We start from the raw sequence: 18,539 nt of genomic DNA, 5'->3' as shown, positions 1-18,539 counted from the left end.
CGCAGTCGGGAGTGCGCCCGCGGGGTGCGTAGGTGCGGCGGACCTGGGGCCGCAGCGACACGCCCGATTCGTCGAAGAACACGAGCCAGGCACGTTTCTTCACTGGCCCTTTTTGATGCGCGGCCACTCCCGGGCGACCCGTCGGGCGATCTCGGACTCGTCCCGCTCGACGGCCTGACGCCGGGGCCGCTTCAGACTCCACCCCAGCCGCCCGGTCAGCAGGTGTCCGCGTATGCCCCGGTGCGCATCAAAGAGCGCGCGCCGCTGTCAGCCATTCGCGGACCAGTTCCCTGGCGGGGAATAGTCCGAGAGAGCTCAGCAGGTGGTCGTGATCGATGCGGTCGAACGCCGCAGCTCCGGCCGACCGCCAGCGCGACGATGAGGGCACGGAATTCGCTGAGCACGGAGAAGTCGAAGCCGAGGTCGGTCAGTTCCAGCCCTGGGAGGATTTTCCAGTCGAGGCGGGCCCGGACCGCTGCTACGGCGGCCTGCCGGTCCGAGAGTCCCTCCATGAATTGCAGCACCGAGACCACCGACAACTAGCTCGGCGACCAGGCCGACTGACCGCGGCGCGGAAAGAGACCCACGAAGTCCTGGTCGGTGAACAGCGGACCGATCGCTTCACGGATCCGCATGCACAGACAGCCCTTCGGGAAAGCTAGCCGGGCCGCCTCAGCGGTCTGGGGCGGCATCCCCCGGGATGAGCGGATGGAGTGACACCGTGATCGCCTCACGCTCACGCCACGCAAACCAGGCCATCATCCCGCCATCGCAAGGTCAGTTGGTGCCCACCGCCGAATTCGCCAACAGTGTCCTCGGCAGGACGCCATCGCAGAAAGCGGGCGACGAGGCCACCTCGGCCCTCAACGCTGCGCGACAGCCACCAGATGCTTAGCCTGCTGCCCATAGGGAGCGCCGGTGAAGTCCCCGTAGAGAGTGACCGTCTTGAAGCCGATCTGCCCGAGCATCGCCCTCAGTTCCTCGCCGGAGTAGAGCCACGCCTCATAGGGAAAGTCACGCCGTTCGGCCCCGTCGACGACGATCCACCGTCCGCGTACACGACGCCAATCGTCGACCACACAACGCTCTTCGAGGTAGAGCACCCCGTCCCGTTCCGTCCAGGATCGCTCTGCCGTCAAACGGGCGCTGTGTGTCTCCCGCGACCGGACGTGGAGCACAAAAAGCCCTCCCTTCCGCAGGGACAAATACGCTTGCTGAAGTACCCGCAGATTGTCTGCGGGGTCCGCGAAGTGCCCAAAGGAGGACCAGAGATTGAGAACCAGATCGGCGGGTGGAGAGCTGCGGTAGTGACGCGCGTCGGCGTGAATGAAGCTGGCCCGGACGCCCTCGTTCTCCGCCAGCTCCTTTGCGCTGTCCAGATAGCGCCGAGTGTTGTCGACACCGATCACGTGATGGCCGCGACGGGCAAGGGGGATCGCGTGACGCCCCGGCCCGCAGCACATGTCGACGATCCTTGAGGGCGAGTCCAGGCCAACGAGTTTTTCGAGCTCGACTGCCTCCCGGTCTCCCCGGTGCATCCTGTCTTCGTCAAAGATCACATCTTGCAGTTCCGCCCAGAAATCTTCTGAGGTTGACCAGTGCGCCGCGTCCTTCTCAGGCATTACCCATCTCCGTTCCGTTTGTTGACCAATGGTCAGGTGAACCGGCGCCGTGGCTCTACTAGCGCTATGCTGCCCGGCATGGATTCACCACGCCCCTCGGTGCGAATTGTCTGCGTCGACCCGAAACAGCACATTCTGTTACTCCGCTGGCAGGACCCCGAAAGTGGGACCTATATCTGGGAGCCGCCTGGAGGCGGCATCGAGCCGGGTGAAGACCCGCTTACTGCAGCACAGAGAGAACTGCGCGAGGAGACCGGGCTCTCGGGTGCGGTCATCGGTGAGAACTTCGTCGTGGTTCCGCGGAAACTACGCTGGAACGGCGTGGACTTCGAGGGCGACGAGTCCTTCTTCCTCTGTCAGCTCACCCTCTCGCCCGAACTCAATGCCGGCGGCCTGGAAGACTATGAGGTCGAGCAGTTTCAGGGCCACCGCTGGTTTCCCTGGAACGAGCTCCACCACCTGCAACGAGTGGAACCACCGCAGCTCCTGGAAGTGCTGGCTGAGCTGGCGCCCGAAGGGCCGTGGGCCGCTACCACCGTCGAAAACACCTCTAGGGGCAACACTACGGAGAATTGACCAAGTTCGATTCCCCTGCCCCATTCCCGTGGGTTGCCAGTTCAGTGATCACATTGACCCAACGGCCAGGCGGGACGCATCCGGGCCATCTCCGAAAGCACCAGGTCCAAGCCCCTCTTAACGTTCATTTCGACTGGCGCATCCTCAACCATGTGGATGCGCCAACCGTGCTTCCGGGCAAAGTCATGGAACCGACGGGCCGAGATGGACTGAAGCTTGATGAACCCTGCGTTTCCGGGCAGCCCTGCAGTGCGCAGATCCTCAAGAACCCCTACCTGACCTGACTGCCTGAGGCGCCATTCAAGGGCCAACTCCACCGGCCCGTCCACCAATACACCAAGGTCTGGACTGAGAGCGCCGCCAAAAAACTCTTCGAACGAGCTGAAGAGCGAGTCGATCTCGTCGAGGCTGTACGGTGCGGCATCGGGCCCTTGAGACAGCTCCGACGCAAGCAGGTACTCCTTAAGTACATGCTTGTAGGGAAAGGTCTCTTGGACCACAACTTCGCCCCGCTCAAGGGCAGGCCGAATGACCTCGGAGTACAGGACGATGTTGCCGGCAAACTCAACCACCGAGGCTGCGAGCGGCCCACTGGGAGAGGAGGCCGTGACCGCCAGATCATGGAGTCGATCCTCCGTCCGCTCCTCCCGCCAGTCCTCGTACCGCTCCGGCAACGCGATGTGCCGACCCCCTTCGACAGCCCCACCGAACAACAGCCTGAAGGTGTCCATCCACATGGTTCGCAGGGCTTCCTGGGGCCAGGTCTGAAGTTCGGCATCGAGCATGCCGCGCCATGAAACCGGCCTGACAGTCAGGCCGCGGTCACGTAAATCCCCCACCAAGTGTTCGGACAGCGTCGACTTACCGATGCCGTCGATACCAAGCAGCGAAATATAAAGGCCGCGGCCATCAGTTGCCGCGATGTCATTCACGTTCACAGTCTTCACTCCTCAGGCTCCGGTACTCACGCATCTTGGCGTCGCGCTTGACTGCGTCATCGGTGAAGCGCTGAACCTGAAGATTGGCTCCCCGGCCCGCGTACACGCGATTGAGGTAGACGAGGATCGGCATATCCTCCAACCTGACCTCGTCGTCACCCAGCCAGTCGCTGTCCACCGAGCACTCGGTCATACGTCCCAGGACGACCTGGTGAGAGGGCGCACTGTCGAGATCGAGTTCGTGTCGTCCGAGATTGCCCACCAGGGTGCAGGCCATCGAGATGGGGCAGCTGGGTAGATAGGGAAGATCACTCTCTGGCAGGTGCGCCACCTCCAGGCCAGCCTTTCTAATCTTCTCCGGCTCCTTCCGCCACGAACGGGTGCCCGTGTAGTCAACGGCCTCAAGGTGGTCCTGGAAGGGCAGGTTGACGACGAATTCCCCCGTGCGCCGGATATTCCGGTAGGTATGCCGACGGGGCTTGATCCCCACAGCGAGGATCGGTGGGTCGAGGCAGACCACACCGACAGCCGACATCGCCGACACATCAACCTCACCGTCTTCACTCTGCGTGCTCAGCAGGACGACCGGCGACGGTAGGTAAAAGGCGTTGGGCGGGATCGAAGTGCGCCCGCGCACACGACTTCCCGCGCCCTGTTCGGGGGCTTCATCCTGCGTCTCATCGTCGGAGGGACTCAATGTTCTTCACCACCTTGAGCATGCCGCCCACGTACTGGTCGAGGAGGTCGTCGCAGGGTTCGTGCAGATGGGGTGCCGGGAAGCTGAGGCATCTTTCGTAGTACGCCTCCGCACCCGGTAGTTCTCCGACTTGGTAGAGCGGCCGTTCGCGACCGGGCCGGTAGTAGGCGGGCTCCAGGCGATGAGACGTGAACATGTTCAGCCAGTGCAGCGGCTGGTTTGAAGGGCGGTCGACCGAGAGGCCCTCCGCCTGTAGGGCCTCGATGAAGAGGTCAAGTGGGAGGCCGTCCAACTCGTCAGGGTGGTACAGCGCCTTGTAGCCGTACCAGCCACCGCGGGCGACCTCTGGGGCAGTAGTGGGCGGCCGCAGCCCCGGTACCCCGTCGAGACGGCAGCTCAACCCCTCCAGCACCGCCGTCTTAACCGCGATCCGCTCATCGAGGTCGCGGTACTGCTCGGTACACACGACTGCAGTCAGCGGACTGAGGTGGTAATTGGCGCCGTAGCCCACGGTGCAGTCGTCCGGCGGCAGGCTCAACTGCGCACGTTCGTGGCAGTGCCCGAGCATCAACGCCCGGCGGTACACCTCCTCGTCGGAAGTCAGGAGCATCCCTCCCGTGCCGCCAGTCACCATCTTGCGTGCGCCCAGGCTGAAGACGGCGGCGTCAGAGAACCCGCCGACGCGCCTGCCCCGGTACCGCGCACCATGGGCGTGCGAGCCGTCTTCCACCACGCGAACCCCATGACGGGCCGCCAGCGCGCCCAGCTCGTCGAGCTCAACCGGGTGTCCCCACATGTGCGTCACCACGATGGCTTTGGTACGCCTGGTTATCCGATGCTCGGCATCGAATACATCAATGTTCCCCGTGGCCGGGTCTACATCGCACAGGACAGGTACGGCGCTGAGCAGGAACAGCGGGGCGACGGTGGCGTGGAAGCTATAGCTCGGAACGATCACCTCGTCACCGGGCTCGATGCCGATTGCATGAAAGGCCATGTGCAGCGCGGCGGTGCCGCTGGACGCGCCCAGGACATACGGCACGTCGTGGTAGTCGGCCACCAGTTCCTCAAACCGAGCCATCTCCGGGCCGAGCGCGTAGTCCGACAGATCGGCGGCATCGAGCAGGGCGTCGATCCGCTGCCTGGCCCCGGCGGAGAGGTGGGGCCAGGGAGGGGGAAGCGGTGCCCGGACAGCATGCGCACCGCCGTGTAGGGCGAGCTGAGTCATGTCATTGCTCTCCAGCTGCGACGAGTTGCTTGCTTTGACGAGGTGGCTCCGGCTCGGTCTCGAGGCGCGAGACACTGAGCAAGTCATGATCGCGGGAACCCTCGCGGTAGACCGACAGTCCCTTGCAACCCAGTCGCCATGCGTCGAGGAAGACACGGGAGACGTCTTCGACCTCGCATCCGTGCTGCAGGTTGACCGTCTTGGACACCGCGTTGTCCGTGTACTGCTGCCAACGGGCCACGATGCGTACATGCCACTCGCCGGAAATCGCGTGGGCGTATCGGTACGGGGCCAGCACGTGTTCGGGAAGGGGAAGTTCATTGAACGGCTTCGACCGGAGCAGCTCGACCGCTGCGTCCCGGTGGACGCCACCGTGTCGCTGGAGATCGTCGACGAGGTCCTGATCAACGTGGACCATGCCGTCCGTGGTGATGACGTCCTTGTTCCAGACCGGCGCGAAGCGTGGTTCGATGCCGCTCGAGCATTCGGCGACCATCGAGATCGTTCCCGTCGGCGCGATCGTAGTGATGGCGCAGTTCCGGGTCCGCGTCTGACAGCCGGTGTACTGCCAGTTGGGGAAAGTGCCCCGCTCCTGAGCCAGCTCGTGGCTGGCGGTCCAGGCGGCATCCCGAATCGTGCTGCCCAGACGGTCGATCAGTTCCATGGCCGGCTCGGAGTCGTACCGGACACCGAGCCGGATGAGCAGGTCTGCGTATCCCATGACGCCGAGTCCGAGTCTCCGGTTGGCGTGCGCCATCTCCCTGATCCGGGGGTCCGGGTACCGGGATGCGTCGATCGCGTTGTCGAGCAGCCGAACGGCTTGACCGACGGTCTCCCGGAGCAAGGGCCAGTCGACATCCGTGCGGTCCGGCAACAGGTACGCCGCCAGGTTGAGCGAACCCAGGTTGCTCGCCTCATACGGGTAGAGGGTCTGCTCTCCGCACGGGTTGGTGGTGTGAATCGGGCCGAGGCGCTCCAGGAGCGGGTTGGACCGGTTGATGGCATCCACGAAGAGCAGCCCGGGGTCGCCGGTACGCCAGGCGTTCTCGCAAAGGCGCTGCCAGATCTCGGTCGCCGACATCCGACGAGTGGTGCGTCCAGTCAGCGGGCTGACCAGTTCAATCTCCCGCTTTTCATCGACCGCTCGCATGAACGCGTCATCGACCGCCACGGAGATGTTGAAGTTGTGCAGTCTTCCAACGGTCCGTTTGGCGTCGATGAACTCCATGATGTCCGGGTGGCGAATGGACAGGGATGCCAGATTGGCCCCGCGCATCTTTCCGCCCTGGGCGACCACAGTGGTCTCCATGTCGAACAATCGGAGCCACGACACCGGGCCGCTGGCGCCTGCGGCCTCTGCGGTGCTGATGGGGGCGCCGCGCTCCCGCAGAGGACTGAAGTCAAATCCGGTTCCCCCACCAGTCCGATGGCAGGCGGCCGCGCCCTTCAGGGTGTCGAAGATGCTGTCGAACTCGTCGCGGAGCGGCAGGACGAAGCATGAGGCGAGTTGGCCTTGTGCAGTACCACTGTTGTTGAGGATGCGACCCGATGGCCAGAAACGGTTTTCCTCCATGAGGGCCCTGAATCGCTCCGCCCAGCGCTCCACACCCTTGTCCCCGCCCCCGTACTGGCGCTCGACTTCACCAAGAGTGCGCGAGACACGGCCGAGGACTTGCTCCGCCGACTCGACACGCTGCCCCTCGACGTCGCGAGAGGCCAGCTTTGCCAGCAACACATCAGTGTTCACGACACCGTCCTCACATTCGACTGTGGTGCCGGCGAGTCGGCATCCGGCAGCAGATCGCGCACTCGCTCATGCCGCAGTAGGACTCGGACTGCCTCGGACACGGTCTCCGACTGCGGACGGCCGTCCACGATGAGGACGTGCCATCCCCATCGACACGCCGCGTATCGGTACTCGGCCGCCAGCGCGCCCTGGAAGGACAGATATGCCTCGCGACCCGGCCGACCCGCGAATCCGAGATCCTCACCGGCGCCGAGCCGTCCGTTCTGGGCCATTCGCCACTCGTACGTGAGGCTCGGGTCTGCATCTAACAAAAATCCGACGTCGGGCTGGAAAAATGGGTCTGAGAAAATCCCCATCACATGGTCGGCAAAGACCTGCAACGTCTCCTCAGGAGTCTCTCCGTCGGGCATTTGCTGCGCCAGCCGGAGACCCTTGAGGACGTTCTTGAGCCCGAAACCGTCATTGAGGGCGACACCGCCACGGGCGACCACGGGCGCGGCCACGGCGGCCCGCAGCAGATAGTGACCGGCAAGCTCGACCAGGGCTGCGGCGATCACGCCGGACTGACGCGCCTGCCCTTCAGCCTCCCCAATACGGCGCGGGAGCTCCGACGCGCCGAAGTCGGCGAACAGCTGGGGCAGGAGCTGGTCGACGGGTCGGCCGTCGACGGTGCGTCCCGCGTAGAAAAGCCGCCACCCCTCGACACCAAGCTGTTCGATGCTCGTGCGCGGGTATGCGTTCGGAAGGGCATCGACGGCCCCCGCCCAGGTGACATTAACGACCTCCACACCATGCCCGGTCAGCTCCTTGCGGAGTGCCTCAGCGAGAGCCGTCTTGCCTGCCCCATCGATCCCCATCATTGCGACGGATATGCCTACCACCGGAGTCCCCTGTGTTCATGATAGAGATGAAGTAAATCCGTCCGAGCAGCCTGGCCGCGGGCCGCGCGACGGTCAGCGTGAAACGTCGTCCGGAAGGCCCATGGCTGCCAGCTGCCGGAAGTGGCCCCGAAGTTCGTCGGCGAGGTCGAGGCGGTCAATTGCCGCCGTGGCCTGCGCCACCATGTTCCGCGCGAGATCCTCAGTCCACTGACGGCCTCCCGCAGCCTCAACCAGGTTGGCGGCCCGTGCAACGTCCGCGGCCGTAAGCCCCTGATCCCGGCCAAGCAGTTCCCAGAGTTCACCGCTCCCGCCTTCCGCATTGAGCGCGACAGCGATCGGCAACGTTCCCTTACGAGCCTTCAGGTCGAAGCCTGGGGGCCGACCTCCCGTTTGCTCCGGGGCGCCCCAGATGCCCAGCATGTCGTCGCGCGCTTGGAAGGCAACACCGAGGCACTGCCCGAACTCGGACAGGGTGTCCACATCTTTGTCAGGGGCGCCGACCAGTACGGCCCCTATTGAGGTGGCACACCGCATAAGCGAGGCAGTCTTGGACTGTGTCATGGTCATGGACTCGTCGACCGTGTAATCGAGCCTCTGCTCGAACGTCATGTCCAGCGTCTGCCCCGCCAACATCCGAGCGGATGTGTCCAAGGTGAGGTTCAGCGCCTTGAGTCGTTCCGGTGATTCGCATTCCAGCAGTACCTGCTGCGCAAGTGTCAGCAATGCGGTTCCGGCACAGATTGCCTGCCCTTCCCCGAAGACGACCCACGCTGTCGGCCGCTGCCGCCTGTAGCGATCACGGTCCATCACATCATCGATGAGGAAGGCCCAGTTGTTCAGGAACTCGACGGCCAGTGCCCCCGGTACGGCGTCACGCGCTATGCCTCCGCCGACCTGGGCGGACAAGAAGGCCAGCGCGGGGCGGACGGACTTGCTTCCCCGGCGTTGCACGGGCTGTCCGTCGGCATCCCGCCATCCCATGTGGTAATCGATCACACGCCTGATCTCGGGAGAAAGCCTCACGAGAGCATCTTCCATAGCCGGCATCGCAAGTGCCCTGGCTGTCGTTAGCGCCTCGGGGAGATTCACGCCTAACCCTCTCTTGGATGTTACGTGGAACGAGCCGTCTATCTGGGGAGCACTCTCCTGAAACTCCAGCTCACAAGGGCGATCGTTGCCTGCCCAAGGGCTGCTATTACGAGAGCTCCACCGAGTGAAATGAAGGATGTCGCCACTGCGCCAGCCATCGCCCCCAGAGGCGTGCCCCCGCGGGAAAGAACCCGCATCGAGGCAAACACTTGCGCTCTCAATTTTTGAGGCACGATCTTTTGACGGAGACTCAGTGACGTAACAATGGAAATGGCCTCCCCAGCAGAATTAGCGAACTGTCCGGCTCCGACCAGAAGGGGCGCCATTCCTTCGGCGTCTCCTGCCGCGTAAACGAATATCGGACCTGAAGAGGCAAGGAAGAGGCCTCCGGCGAAGACGACCCGTACCCCTAGCCGGTTGATGATCCGCTCAGCGAAGATAGATCCCAGCAACCCGCCAATGAGGCCAATACCCACGGCAAGCCCGAATTCACCGGGACTCATGTCTGTCACATCAAATACGTACAGAACCTCAACTGAAATACCAATGCCAAGGAATAAGTTGAAACCCCCATTACTCAATCCGAGTAGTCGTAACCGCTTGTCCTTCCACACGGACTGCATGCCTGCACCGATCTCGTGGAAGAAACTCTTCACCCCAGCCCCAGTCCGGTCCGGCGGCCGTTCCTTGATCAGCCGGATCGAATGGATCGTCAGGGCCGAGAACAGAAACGAGACAGCGTCCACAAAAAGTGTTCGCGTGGCCCCAATGGCCTGAACTAGAAGCCCTCCCAAGGGAATGCCAGCAATCTGACTGGCGGAGTGTGTGCCCTCCATCAGGCCATTGACACGAATTAACCGTTCCTCGGATACGAGCATCGGGACGATAACGAAATAGGACAACTCGTAGGCCGCGGTCAATGATCCTGCTATGAAGGAAATGGTGGCCAGGTAGGGGATCGAAAGCCAGCCTAGCCAAGCGAGCAGAGGAACTGAGAGCATCGCCGCGGCTCGACCGTACTCGGTGAGAAAGAGAACCCGCCGCGGCCCAATTCGGTCGATCAGAAGAGCCGCAAAGACGCCCACGAAAATATTCGGCAACTTCGACGCGGCAACGAGCAGGCTCATCTCAGCAGGCCCAGCATCCAGCGTGAGCGCCGCGATCAACGGGAAGGCAATAGTAGTCGTTTGGCTGCCGATACCGGAGAGGCCTTGACCGAACCAGACGAACCACAACCGCTGATGTCCGGTCTTCAGACTGGTATCACCAGCAGCGTCTTCCTTATCGATTCGCCGCATTCTCGACTACCCCAGCAGTCCGTGCGACTCAGGCTTCACGTCAGTCACAGCCGACCGACAAGGTCAGCAGCGGCGAGCGTGAAGTCCGCAGCCAGCCTCATCCTTTCCTTGCTGGCCAGAAGCACACCGTCGTGGGTGTCGTGACCGTCGGCCTCCGCCGCGAAGTACCGTTCGAGTTCGTCCGTCAGGCCCTGGCGCCGCAACTTCGCGAACCGCCACTTGGGCTTGATGTTGGTAGAGCCCGCTGCGGCGAGGAGCGCGTCAGTGGCAAAACCCAGCGTGGAGCGGGAGCTGAGCATTGCCGTGCCCGCATCGCCAGCGCCGATGGCGCCAACTGTATCCTCTGCGGCGCCGGTGTAATTGATCATGTAACGGCAGTACAGGAGGTGACTGATGTGACCCCAGTCGAAGGAGGAACGCAGCTCCTCGAATTCCCGATCATTCTGAACTGCCCAACCGATGCGTATGCCGTGTGCCAGCTGAAACCATTGTGATTCCAGATGAATCGGCGCAGTCCATGCGTCTACCGAGCAACCGTTCAAGCGCTCAGCGATCTCACGGACGTGGTTGATGTCCCAGCACTCGGTATCCACCCGAAATTCGTCCATGTAGTCAATATCGATCCGGTAGTCATCTGCTGTGGCGTTTGCAGATGTGCCGTTGTCGTCGCGCGCCTTCGCGGGACCTTCGGTGAGAACAAAAACGTCCAGGTCGGACTGACTGTTACCGAAACCCTCCACCAGAGATCCGCAGACATAAGCAAGCGCAACATTGCTGTACAGGTCTGCGATCTTACGTCCGGTGGCCGTCAGCCGACCCTGGCTCAGTTGTGGTGCTGACTGGTTCATGCTGCCCTTTCCCTACGGTCAACGTCCTCAATGAAAGTTCGTTACTGTTCGGGTGACGCGTTGGAGCGAGCCGCCTTTCTTTGTCACTTCGAAGTGGTCAAGGAAGCGGCATGAGATGTACCTGGCCGCCGGGCCGATACCAGCAGATTGGGGGCGTTGTAAACGGTGTGTCCGATCAGAGCGGGCAGCAAGCCGTTGCCATATGCCAATCCGCCCAAAGCAAGCCCCATTCCGGCATGAATCACCAAGTCTCTCCGGTCCCACGCTCCGGCACTTCGTTGCACCATATGCTCTCCGACGAACAAAGCAGCCGAGAGCAAGATAGCAATAGGGCCCATTACAGGGGCAACTGCAAATATCACCACGTATCGGTATAGATACTCCTGCGCTGCTCCACAGAAGGCGAAGTGGAGAATGTCCCTCGACCGATCAAGTGGCGTTATTGAGGGAAACAGTCGGAGGTACGTCGGCTGAAGCCATCGATTTACCTCCTTCCACTCCAGAGCCACACCTGTAGCACCCACCAAGAAGCCCGCGAGGAGAGCCCACCACGCCGGAGAGAAGGAGGGGAGAGGCAAGAAGATCATGCAAGGCAAATAGACTGCGCTGCGTAGCACACGGCGTATCATAAGACAGGCCCCGTGCGGCAATGGAAATAGGTCTATCCACTGCAGTGCAGACCTCGATGACAAATACACCAACGCGACTGCCGCAGCAGCGGAAAAAACGGGCTGGTTACGCCCTATCGGTATCACGAGCAGAGCGGCCACCGCCGCAGTGCCCATGAGCCAGCTAAGCGCACGTTTATTCATCCTTCGAGCAGTCCGGCCTTCAGGAGTGACTTCACGAACGCATTGACATCGGCTAGGACGACTTCACGACTCACCTCATACTCGGTGGATATGATGTCGACTATCTGGTCGACAGAGTTCCTTCCGTCACAGTGAGTCCATACCCTGGCGCCGATATCATCCAGTTCATAGGCATCCAAGCCTTTAACCAGCAACACTGCGCCGGTAGCAACATCGGTTCGGACATCGAAAGATCGCTGAGGCTTCGCATCCATATTTGATGTTCCCTTTCATGCAGAGACCGGGCAGCGCCGCTCGATAGGCGCCACCCGGTCCACATCGTTACGGCTCGATGCTAGCGCGACGGATAGATACCTTACGCAGCTCGGGTGCACGGTATTCCTGGGCCATGGGAAACACCCCCTCTCTGAATAAAACCAAGTAGCGTTGACGAACGCCACAGAGCCAACGATAGGCTGAAAACTATCGAGGTTCCTTGCGTACGACAACGGTGACTCGTTTGCATTCAGCGATGGCCTAAAATCGTTGCGCGCCTCGCTTTTATACCCGCTCTCCGCTATCTTCGTTACAGAATGTCCATTATGCGTCGATCATGACCTTATAAAGATCGACGATTAGCGAATTCACTTGGATATAGACAGCATGGAGGGACTACCGGTAGTTCGTTATATCCGGCGGTAGAGGTCAATGCCGTGTCCGGTGGTGACCGCGTCGATCAGCGCCTGGAGCGCGGAGGGTGGGGCCTTGTCCGTCCAGGCTCGCCACCATTGGCTGAGGGTGACGGCGGGGCGAGCCAGGAACGGCTCGTTTGTAAGGCCCTGGGCCAGCAGAGCTGTTGGTGCTGGTGGGACGAGGTCGGCCTCTCCTCTCTGGCCCCTGGCTGGGGCACGGGTCCGGCGCGGTGGTATCCACTGGTCCGGGGGGGGCGAACCATTGGTCCCAGCACAGGGAGAAGACCAGTTGACCAGGGTCCAGTGGCGGTGGACGGCACGGTCAGAGCGGACTTGGAAGTCGGCCCAGCCGAGTTCGTCCTTGACCTGCTTGTAGCTCTGCTCGATCCAGGGCCGCAAGCCGTAGAGGCGGACGATCTCGGTGAAGTCGGCCGACGGGTGCGGGCTGGTGGCGGCTCAGGCTGCGTTGGGGTGGGGCAGGTTGGTGGCCAGGTACCAGGTGGCCTTCTCCGGCAGGGTGGCTGGGTCGGTGGTGGCCACGACCAGTCGGCAGGGTGAGTCGGGGCAGCCCCTCGTCAGGACGCGGGGTCGGTCTCTAGTAGGACTCCGTTAGGTCTTCCGGATGTTCCTGATCAGGAGCATGTTGGATGGGTGGACGCGCATGAAGTGAACCGTGTTCGGGCGATGTTGGCGCTGTTCGTGGCGGATGCGTTCGCCACGGTGCCGCGCAAGGACCAGCGGGCCAAGGGCGACTGTTATCTGCGGGGTCTGATGCTCGATGGCCGGCGCAAGTCGGTTCAGGCGATGGCCTCGCGGCTGCCGGACGGCAACGAGCAGAACCTGCAGCAGTTCGTGAACCAGTCGACGTGGGATCCGGTGCCGGTGCAGCGGCGGATCAATGAGCGTCTGTTGCCGCTGGTCAGCCCGGTGGCCTGGGTGATCGACGATGTATCGGTGCCCAAGGACGGCCGGATGTCGGTCGGGACGGCTGCGCAGTACTGCGGAGCCCTGGGCAAACGCGCCAACTGCCAGGTCGCCGTCAGCGTCCACGCGGCGAGCGACACCGCCTCCTGTCCGCTGCAATGGCGGTTGTTCCTTCCCGAGGAATGGGCCCGGGACAGTGACCGTCGGGCCAAGACCCTCGTTCCGCCCGAGGTCACACACCGGGAGAAATGGCGTCTGGCGGTGGACATGCTCGACACCCTCGCCGACTGGGGCATGACGCCGCCGGCGGTGGTGGCCGATGCCGCCTACGGCACCAACGCACACCTGCGCGCCGCACTCGAGGACCGCCAACTGACCTACGTGCTCGCCATCCGGGCCGATGTGACGGCCCACCCGTTCGACGCCAAGCCTCAAACCCCGCCCCGCAAGGGGACGGTCGGCTGCTGGCCCCAGCCCCGCTACCGCGACCCCGCACCTTCAGTGGCGGCCCTTGCCGCGGGACTCGAGCCAGGGGCCTTCACCACGCTCACCTGGCGACATGGCTCGCGAGGGGAGTTACGTTCCCGCTTCGCCGCTATCCGTGTCCGGCCGGCCGGCAAAGCTGTCGAGCGTCCAGTCAAAGCCGCTGCCTCCGCCGAACAGGGCTGGTGGGACGGGATCCTGCCCGACTGCTGGCTGCTGATCGAATGGCCCGAAGACGCCGGGACTCCCGCGGACTACTGGCTGTCGAACCTGGCGACGGAAACCCCGATGGCCGACATCGTCCGGCTGGCCAAGGTCCGCTGGCGCATCGAACACGACTACCGCGAACTCAAGCACGGCCTGGGCCTGGACCACTTCGAAGGCCGATCCTGGCCCCGCTGGCACCACCACGTAACCCTCGTGACCGCCGCCCATGCCTTCCTCACCGAACGACGCCTGTCCCCAAAAGCGCCCGGGTCGGACTCACCCTCTACCAAATCCTCGACGCCCTCCAGAACACTCTGAGGTGTTGGAACGGCATCTGCACCACCTGCCATCAGCCCCTGTCCACACGAACACCAAGACCGAGACAGACCTAACGGAGTCCTACTAGTGCTGTGACTGCATAGGTTCACCGGGTCGGTGGTCATGGTGGTGGGACGTGCGGTGGCCGAGCCTGTCCGTGCGCGCAGACTGACCGACCAAGAAGGGCAGAAGCTGCAGCAAACCGTGTGTCGGGGCATGACTATGCGTCGGGAAAGCGACCGTTCGTGAGAGCCCCGGAGCTTGGTGATCGCTCTCGGCGCCGCGGCGGGCGTCGTGATGCTGGCGAGCACGGCTTTCCTCGGCAAGGCCACATCGCAGCCTGCGGACGACGCGGACCGCCTGGAGAGCGATCCGCGACGGGTGTTGCGCGGCGACCTCTTCTCGGGGCTCCTGGTCGCCGTGGTCTTTGGCCTGGTCGTGGGGATCGGGGCAGGCGTTGCCATGGGAGTCTCGTTCGGCGTACCGCTGGGTGCCGTGTCACTGCTCGCGGTGATCCTTGTGGCAAACGCCTGGACACGTTACGTCGTACTGCTGCTCTGCGCGTGGCGGTTCCTTCCCTGGCGGCTCGGCACGTTTCTCGACTGGGCCTACCGAGGCGGGCTGCTGCGCATCTCGGGAAACGCCTACCAGTTCCGCCATCGCGAGCTGCAGGAGTGGCTCGCCCGCCGCGCACAGCCGCCGTCGGCCCCCAGCACAGACGCCAGCTCGGCGCAGCAGCCCTCTTCTTGATCAGCTTCTACACGCTGATCTGATACGGAACATCATGCAAGCGCCCCGGGAGTTGTACGTCTGCCGTGAACCCGCGGAGCGCGGTGCTACCAGTCGAGGCGCCACGCGGGGCGCTGCGCGCGGGCCGGGGCGGAGGCGTACTGCGGTCTCGGATAGTCCACCAGGTCGAGTGACGTGGCGAAGGTAGGGATTGCGCGCAAGGGTGATCACTTAGAGGTCCTAACAAAGACGTTGGACGTGTCGGTGGGTGATCAGGCAGGTGGCGAGGCCGAGGAAGGCCTCGTGGATGTCGTCGCGTCGTTCCCAGCGGATCCGCAGCCGTCGGAAGCCGTGCAGCCAGGCGATCGTGCGCTCCACCACCCAACGGAAAACACCCAGGCCAGAGCCGTGTTCGACGCCTCGTTCGGCGATCACCGGACGAATGCCGCGCTGCCAGAGCAGCCGGCGGTACTTGTCGTGATCGTAGGCACGGTCGGCGAGCAGGGCATCGGGTCTGCGTCTGGGGCGGCCGACCACGCCTGCCACCGCCGGAATCTTGTCCAACAAGGGCATCAACTGCGTGACGTCGTGGCGGTTTCCGCCGGTCAGCGACACCGCGAGCGGGATGCCCTGGCCGTCGACGATGAGGTGGTGCTTGCTGCCCGGCCGCGCACGGTCGACCGGGCTGGGACCACTTTTGGGCCCCGCCGGGCCGCCCGCACGTGGGAGGAGTCGATCACCGCCCGGTTCCAGTCGATCTGGTTCTTCGAGCGCAGCTTTTCCAGTGGAACGACGTGGAGTTGGTCCCAGACGCCGGCGTCATTCCAGGCTGCCAGGCGTGGCCAGCAGGTTATTCCCGAGCCGAAGCCCAGCTCCTGGGGCAGGTACTCCCACTGGATGCCGGTATGCAGCACGAACAAGATGCCGCACAGGGCCTGTCGATCGGGCACCCGCGGTCTGCCCTGCACCAGCTTCGGTCCCGGCTCGGGCAGCAACGGCTCGATGAGCGACCACAGTTCATCCGACACGATCCACGGCCGCGACTGACGCTTCGCCACAACCAGACCAACGAGCCGACACGCCAAGAGTCACATGATCAACCGCTTTTGTTAGAAACAGTTAGTGCTGGCCGTGTCTCCGTGGACTCATCGGCCAGTTGAGCGTGGCATGCGAAAGATCTTCTCCACGGCCGCAGTCGCGGCTGCTGTCGTCGTCAGCGCCCTGCTGGCTCCCCAAACCTCGGCTGCTCCCCAGGCTGCGCCTGCCGTGTACGCGGTGAGCGCTTCCGCGGCTGCTCCTGCGGCCGCCAAGCGCTGTGCGACGTTTCGGATCACCGGCAAGCGGGTCGCGGTGCGCAGGCCTCCGCAGAATCGAGTGTCCGCCACGGTGAATGACCCGGTGCATCACTACGTGCGTCGCGGCCAAAAGGTGCGCTCGTGTATGACCACTTTCAATCGCGGCACCGATGGCCGGTATTTCAAGTGCGGGCGCTCGGGCCAGGATTGGCGTCTGGTCCGGGGCGGTCAGATTCCCGTCACATGCACGAAACGTGCTTAATTGCATTAGATGCAACATTCCACACAGTAATGGGGCCAGCCTTCTCCCAGGTCGCCGGGGGCACGTCCCCGGCGAGCCTGGGATTCGCTCGGTGTGCTGACCTGCACGGTGATAGCCCAACACAACATTGATGCATCCGACACAACAGGTCGGTGAGTAAGGAAGCGCCCGGGCCTACGCACCTCGGCCTCATCTGTAGCACGCCCCTGCCCGGCAAGGAGCGTTCCACCGGATATCTGTACGGCCCACCCCGAGCGGCTCCTACGGTGAATCACTCTCATTCACCCGACACGGAGGAGCACCGATGGACACCCCAAGCCAGCCACTCACCAGCCCGCAGCAGGTCGTGCTCGGCACCGTTGCGGCGCTCACCGTCGCAGCGTTCTCGGCCGCGCTGTGGGGAAACCCCGAACAGAGCGAGCGCGGATTCCGGCTGCTGAACTGGCTGCACAACCGCAGCGAGACCGAGCTGCCGACCGCAGAAGCGGACCTGTAGCGCTCGCAGCCTCACCGTGCCCCGCCGTGCCTGCGGGAAAGTGGACTGCTCCCGCAGGCGCCGGTTTTCGTTCCAGTCTTCCTCGTCCGCCAGCTCACTGAGCGACTAGGGCCGAGGCGTCGGTACATGGGATCACTCGACTGCTGCGCTGACCTGGCGGTCATGGCAAGTTTGGGATGCCGCCGCACCTCCCTACAGCCTTCGGGAGCCCCCGCGGCCACGCTTGAGGGAGCGTTGCCAGCGGTCTTCGAGCACTTTGAGGATGCGGGTGTTGATCTTGTGGGCGACGTGGGAGTAGATGTCGTCGATCTCGTTGTTCATGGTGTGGCCGAGGCGGCGGGCCTGGGCGACGTCGGGGATGTTGTCCTCGATGAGCCAGGTTTTGTGGGAGTGGCGCAGGCCGTGGAAGGTCAGGCCGGGCTTGATCGGCTTCCACACGGTGTCGTCGGGGAGGGTGCAGCCGGATACGGCCGGTGCCCAGTAGCGGCGTTGTGTGGTGGAGCGGCGCAGGAGTTTGCCGGTGACGGTGGTGAAGACGTGGTCGCGGCGGTGGGTGGCGAGGTTCTGGGTGAGGAGCGTGGTGAGGAAGGGGGGCAGGGTGACGGTGCGTACGGAGGCGGCAGTTTTGGGCGGGCCGTAGGAGTGGTGGCCGTTGATCTCGTGGAGGGCGCCGTGCTCGGGATGGACGCTGAGGGTTGCGGCATCCAGGTCGACGGCGTCGCGGCGCAGGCCGGTGAGTTCGCCCCAGCGCATGCCCGTGTAGGCGGCGGTGATGATTAGCAGGCCGAGGTTGGGGCTGCCGAGGTGGGTGATGCGGCGGGCGATGTCCAGGACGTGGTACTCGTCGCACCAGGCGGCTTCTTCATGGCGGGTGCGGCCGCGCTGGCGTGGGATGCGTACGGGGTTGACCGGGATGAGGCGTTCGAGGACGGCCGCGGAGAGGATGAGGCTGAGGAGTTTGCCGATCGCGGCGACGGTGGTCGGCTTGTAGCGGACGCGGAGCTGCTTGAGCCAGGTAGTGACGGCGGTGGGGGTGATCTCGTCGATCGGCATGTCGCCCCAGGCGGGCAGGAGATGGTTCTTCAGCAGGCTCTGGTATCCGGCGGCGGTGTTCGGGCCGACTTCGAGGCTGGCGGACCATGACTCGGTCCACTGCGCAAACGTAGTCATCTGCGCGGAGCCAGCTGTCCTAGTCACGGTAGAGCGAGGCAGGTGGGGGGCGTCGCTGCCCTGCAGCTCGGGCACAACCACGGACTCAGCGTTGGGGCTTTCGGGCGCAGCCTTCTCGCCTACGGAGGCGGGTGGTTCGGGCAGTTGCATCGCGTGGGGGCCGGAGGTGCGGGGCGGGAGGTGAGGCTCCGTGAAGTTGTCCGCGCAGTTGGTCGCGTCGTCGTGGGTGTCGAATGTGGCGGCGGTTG

General features: G+C 63.7%; 19 protein-coding genes and 1 pseudogene. 4 read left to right on the top strand and 16 right to left on the bottom strand.

The window, feature by feature from the left end:
* Nucleotides 1-99 precede the first annotated feature (99 nt).
* The 3 genes from ACWGI2_RS05115 to ACWGI2_RS05105 all read right to left on the bottom strand — a co-directional run bounded on the left by ACWGI2_RS05115 (nt 100) and on the right by ACWGI2_RS05105 (nt 1,622).
* Complete coding sequence (locus ACWGI2_RS05115) at nt 100-219, bottom strand: winged helix-turn-helix domain-containing protein (protein ID WP_453694664.1); 120 nt, start codon at nt 217-219, stop codon at nt 100-102.
* Nucleotides 216-524, bottom strand: coding sequence for a transposase (locus ACWGI2_RS05110; RefSeq protein WP_453693992.1), 309 nt, complete (start codon nt 522-524; stop codon nt 216-218). The genes ACWGI2_RS05115 and ACWGI2_RS05110 overlap by 4 nt, the downstream gene beginning before the upstream one ends.
* A gap of 339 nt (nt 525-863) precedes the next feature.
* Nucleotides 864-1,622 carry a class I SAM-dependent methyltransferase gene (locus ACWGI2_RS05105; RefSeq protein WP_453693990.1) on the bottom strand — a complete coding sequence of 253 codons (759 nt, stop codon included), beginning with the start codon at nt 1,620-1,622 and terminating at the stop codon, nt 864-866.
* Between the two features lie 78 nt (nt 1,623-1,700).
* On the opposite strand from ACWGI2_RS05105, the gene ACWGI2_RS05100 reads away from it, so the two are divergent.
* Nucleotides 1,701-2,198, top strand: a complete 498-nt coding sequence (locus ACWGI2_RS05100) for an NUDIX domain-containing protein (RefSeq protein WP_453693988.1) — start codon at nt 1,701-1,703, stop codon at nt 2,196-2,198.
* Between the two features lie 41 nt (nt 2,199-2,239).
* Here the strand turns inward: ACWGI2_RS05100 and ACWGI2_RS05095 are convergent, their stop codons facing one another.
* The 11 genes and pseudogenes from ACWGI2_RS05095 to ACWGI2_RS05045 form a co-directional block, all read right to left on the bottom strand.
* Nucleotides 2,240-3,136, bottom strand: a complete 897-nt coding sequence (locus ACWGI2_RS05095) for a hypothetical protein (RefSeq protein ID WP_453693986.1) — start codon at nt 3,134-3,136, stop codon at nt 2,240-2,242.
* Nucleotides 3,123-3,833 (bottom strand): flavin reductase family protein, encoded by a 711-nt coding sequence (locus ACWGI2_RS05090; protein ID WP_453693984.1) that lies wholly within the window; start codon nt 3,831-3,833, stop codon nt 3,123-3,125. The genes ACWGI2_RS05095 and ACWGI2_RS05090 overlap by 14 nt, the downstream gene beginning before the upstream one ends.
* Entirely contained in the window at nt 3,814-5,061 is a 1,248-nt protein-coding gene (locus ACWGI2_RS05085) for a DegT/DnrJ/EryC1/StrS aminotransferase family protein (protein WP_453693982.1), read from the bottom strand. Before ACWGI2_RS05085 ends, ACWGI2_RS05090 begins: the two co-directional genes overlap by 20 nt.
* A 1-nt stretch (nt 5,062) precedes the next feature.
* Nucleotides 5,063-6,808 (bottom strand): adenosylcobalamin-dependent ribonucleoside-diphosphate reductase, encoded by a 1,746-nt coding sequence (locus tag ACWGI2_RS05080; RefSeq protein WP_453693980.1) that lies wholly within the window; start codon nt 6,806-6,808, stop codon nt 5,063-5,065.
* The gene (locus ACWGI2_RS05075) at nt 6,805-7,668 is read right to left on the bottom strand and encodes a hypothetical protein (RefSeq protein WP_453693978.1); all 864 of its coding nucleotides are present in this window, start codon (nt 7,666-7,668) and stop codon (nt 6,805-6,807) included. Before ACWGI2_RS05075 ends, ACWGI2_RS05080 begins: the two co-directional genes overlap by 4 nt.
* A 93-nt stretch (nt 7,669-7,761) precedes the next feature.
* Nucleotides 7,762-8,727 (bottom strand): polyprenyl synthetase family protein, encoded by a 966-nt coding sequence (locus ACWGI2_RS05070; protein WP_453693976.1) that lies wholly within the window; start codon nt 8,725-8,727, stop codon nt 7,762-7,764.
* Between the two features lie 89 nt (nt 8,728-8,816).
* Nucleotides 8,817-10,076 (bottom strand): MFS transporter, encoded by a 1,260-nt coding sequence (locus ACWGI2_RS05065; RefSeq protein WP_453693974.1) that lies wholly within the window; start codon nt 10,074-10,076, stop codon nt 8,817-8,819.
* 44 nt (nt 10,077-10,120) lie between these two features.
* Nucleotides 10,121-10,924, bottom strand: a complete 804-nt coding sequence (locus ACWGI2_RS05060) for a nucleotidyltransferase domain-containing protein (protein WP_453693972.1) — start codon at nt 10,922-10,924, stop codon at nt 10,121-10,123.
* A gap of 83 nt (nt 10,925-11,007) precedes the next feature.
* On the bottom strand, nt 11,008-11,511 hold the full coding sequence (locus tag ACWGI2_RS05055; RefSeq protein ID WP_453693970.1) for a CPBP family glutamic-type intramembrane protease: 504 nt from the start codon (nt 11,509-11,511) through the stop codon (nt 11,008-11,010).
* 221 nt (nt 11,512-11,732) lie between these two features.
* Entirely contained in the window at nt 11,733-11,990 is a 258-nt protein-coding gene (locus tag ACWGI2_RS05050) for a PqqD family protein (RefSeq protein ID WP_453693968.1), read from the bottom strand.
* Nucleotides 11,991-12,420: 430 nt separating this feature from the next.
* Nucleotides 12,421-12,971, bottom strand: a pseudogene (locus tag ACWGI2_RS05045) (IS701 family transposase); the annotation flags it as partial.
* Nucleotides 12,972-13,058: 87 nt separating this feature from the next.
* Between ACWGI2_RS05045 and ACWGI2_RS05040 the strand changes: the two are divergent.
* Together ACWGI2_RS05040 and ACWGI2_RS05035 are read left to right on the top strand one after the other, a co-directional pair.
* Complete coding sequence (locus ACWGI2_RS05040) at nt 13,059-14,339, top strand: IS701 family transposase (RefSeq protein ID WP_453693966.1); 1,281 nt, start codon at nt 13,059-13,061, stop codon at nt 14,337-14,339.
* 261 nt (nt 14,340-14,600) lie between these two features.
* Complete coding sequence (locus ACWGI2_RS05035) at nt 14,601-15,089, top strand: hypothetical protein (protein WP_453693964.1); 489 nt, start codon at nt 14,601-14,603, stop codon at nt 15,087-15,089.
* 219 nt (nt 15,090-15,308) lie between these two features.
* On the opposite strand, the gene ACWGI2_RS05030 is transcribed toward ACWGI2_RS05035, so the two are convergent.
* Nucleotides 15,309-16,132 (bottom strand): IS5 family transposase gene (locus ACWGI2_RS05030; RefSeq protein WP_453694663.1). Its coding sequence is split into 2 segments (ribosomal slippage): nt 15,309-15,781 and nt 15,781-16,132, totalling 825 coding nucleotides; the frame shifts between segments, so codons are not numbered across the junction.
* Between the two features lie 797 nt (nt 16,133-16,929).
* On the opposite strand from ACWGI2_RS05030, the gene ACWGI2_RS05025 reads away from it, so the two are divergent.
* Nucleotides 16,930-17,121, top strand: coding sequence for a hypothetical protein (locus tag ACWGI2_RS05025; protein ID WP_453693962.1), 192 nt, complete (start codon nt 16,930-16,932; stop codon nt 17,119-17,121).
* A gap of 192 nt (nt 17,122-17,313) precedes the next feature.
* Here the strand turns inward: ACWGI2_RS05025 and ACWGI2_RS05020 are convergent, their stop codons facing one another.
* The gene (locus ACWGI2_RS05020) at nt 17,314-18,291 is read right to left on the bottom strand and encodes a tyrosine-type recombinase/integrase (protein WP_453693960.1); all 978 of its coding nucleotides are present in this window, start codon (nt 18,289-18,291) and stop codon (nt 17,314-17,316) included.
* Nucleotides 18,292-18,539 lie beyond the last annotated feature (248 nt).

The organism is Streptomyces sp. NPDC054866 (genome assembly GCF_053610745.1).
Note: the sequence above shows the minus strand (reverse complement) of the source record. Positions and strands in the feature narration are given on the sequence as shown.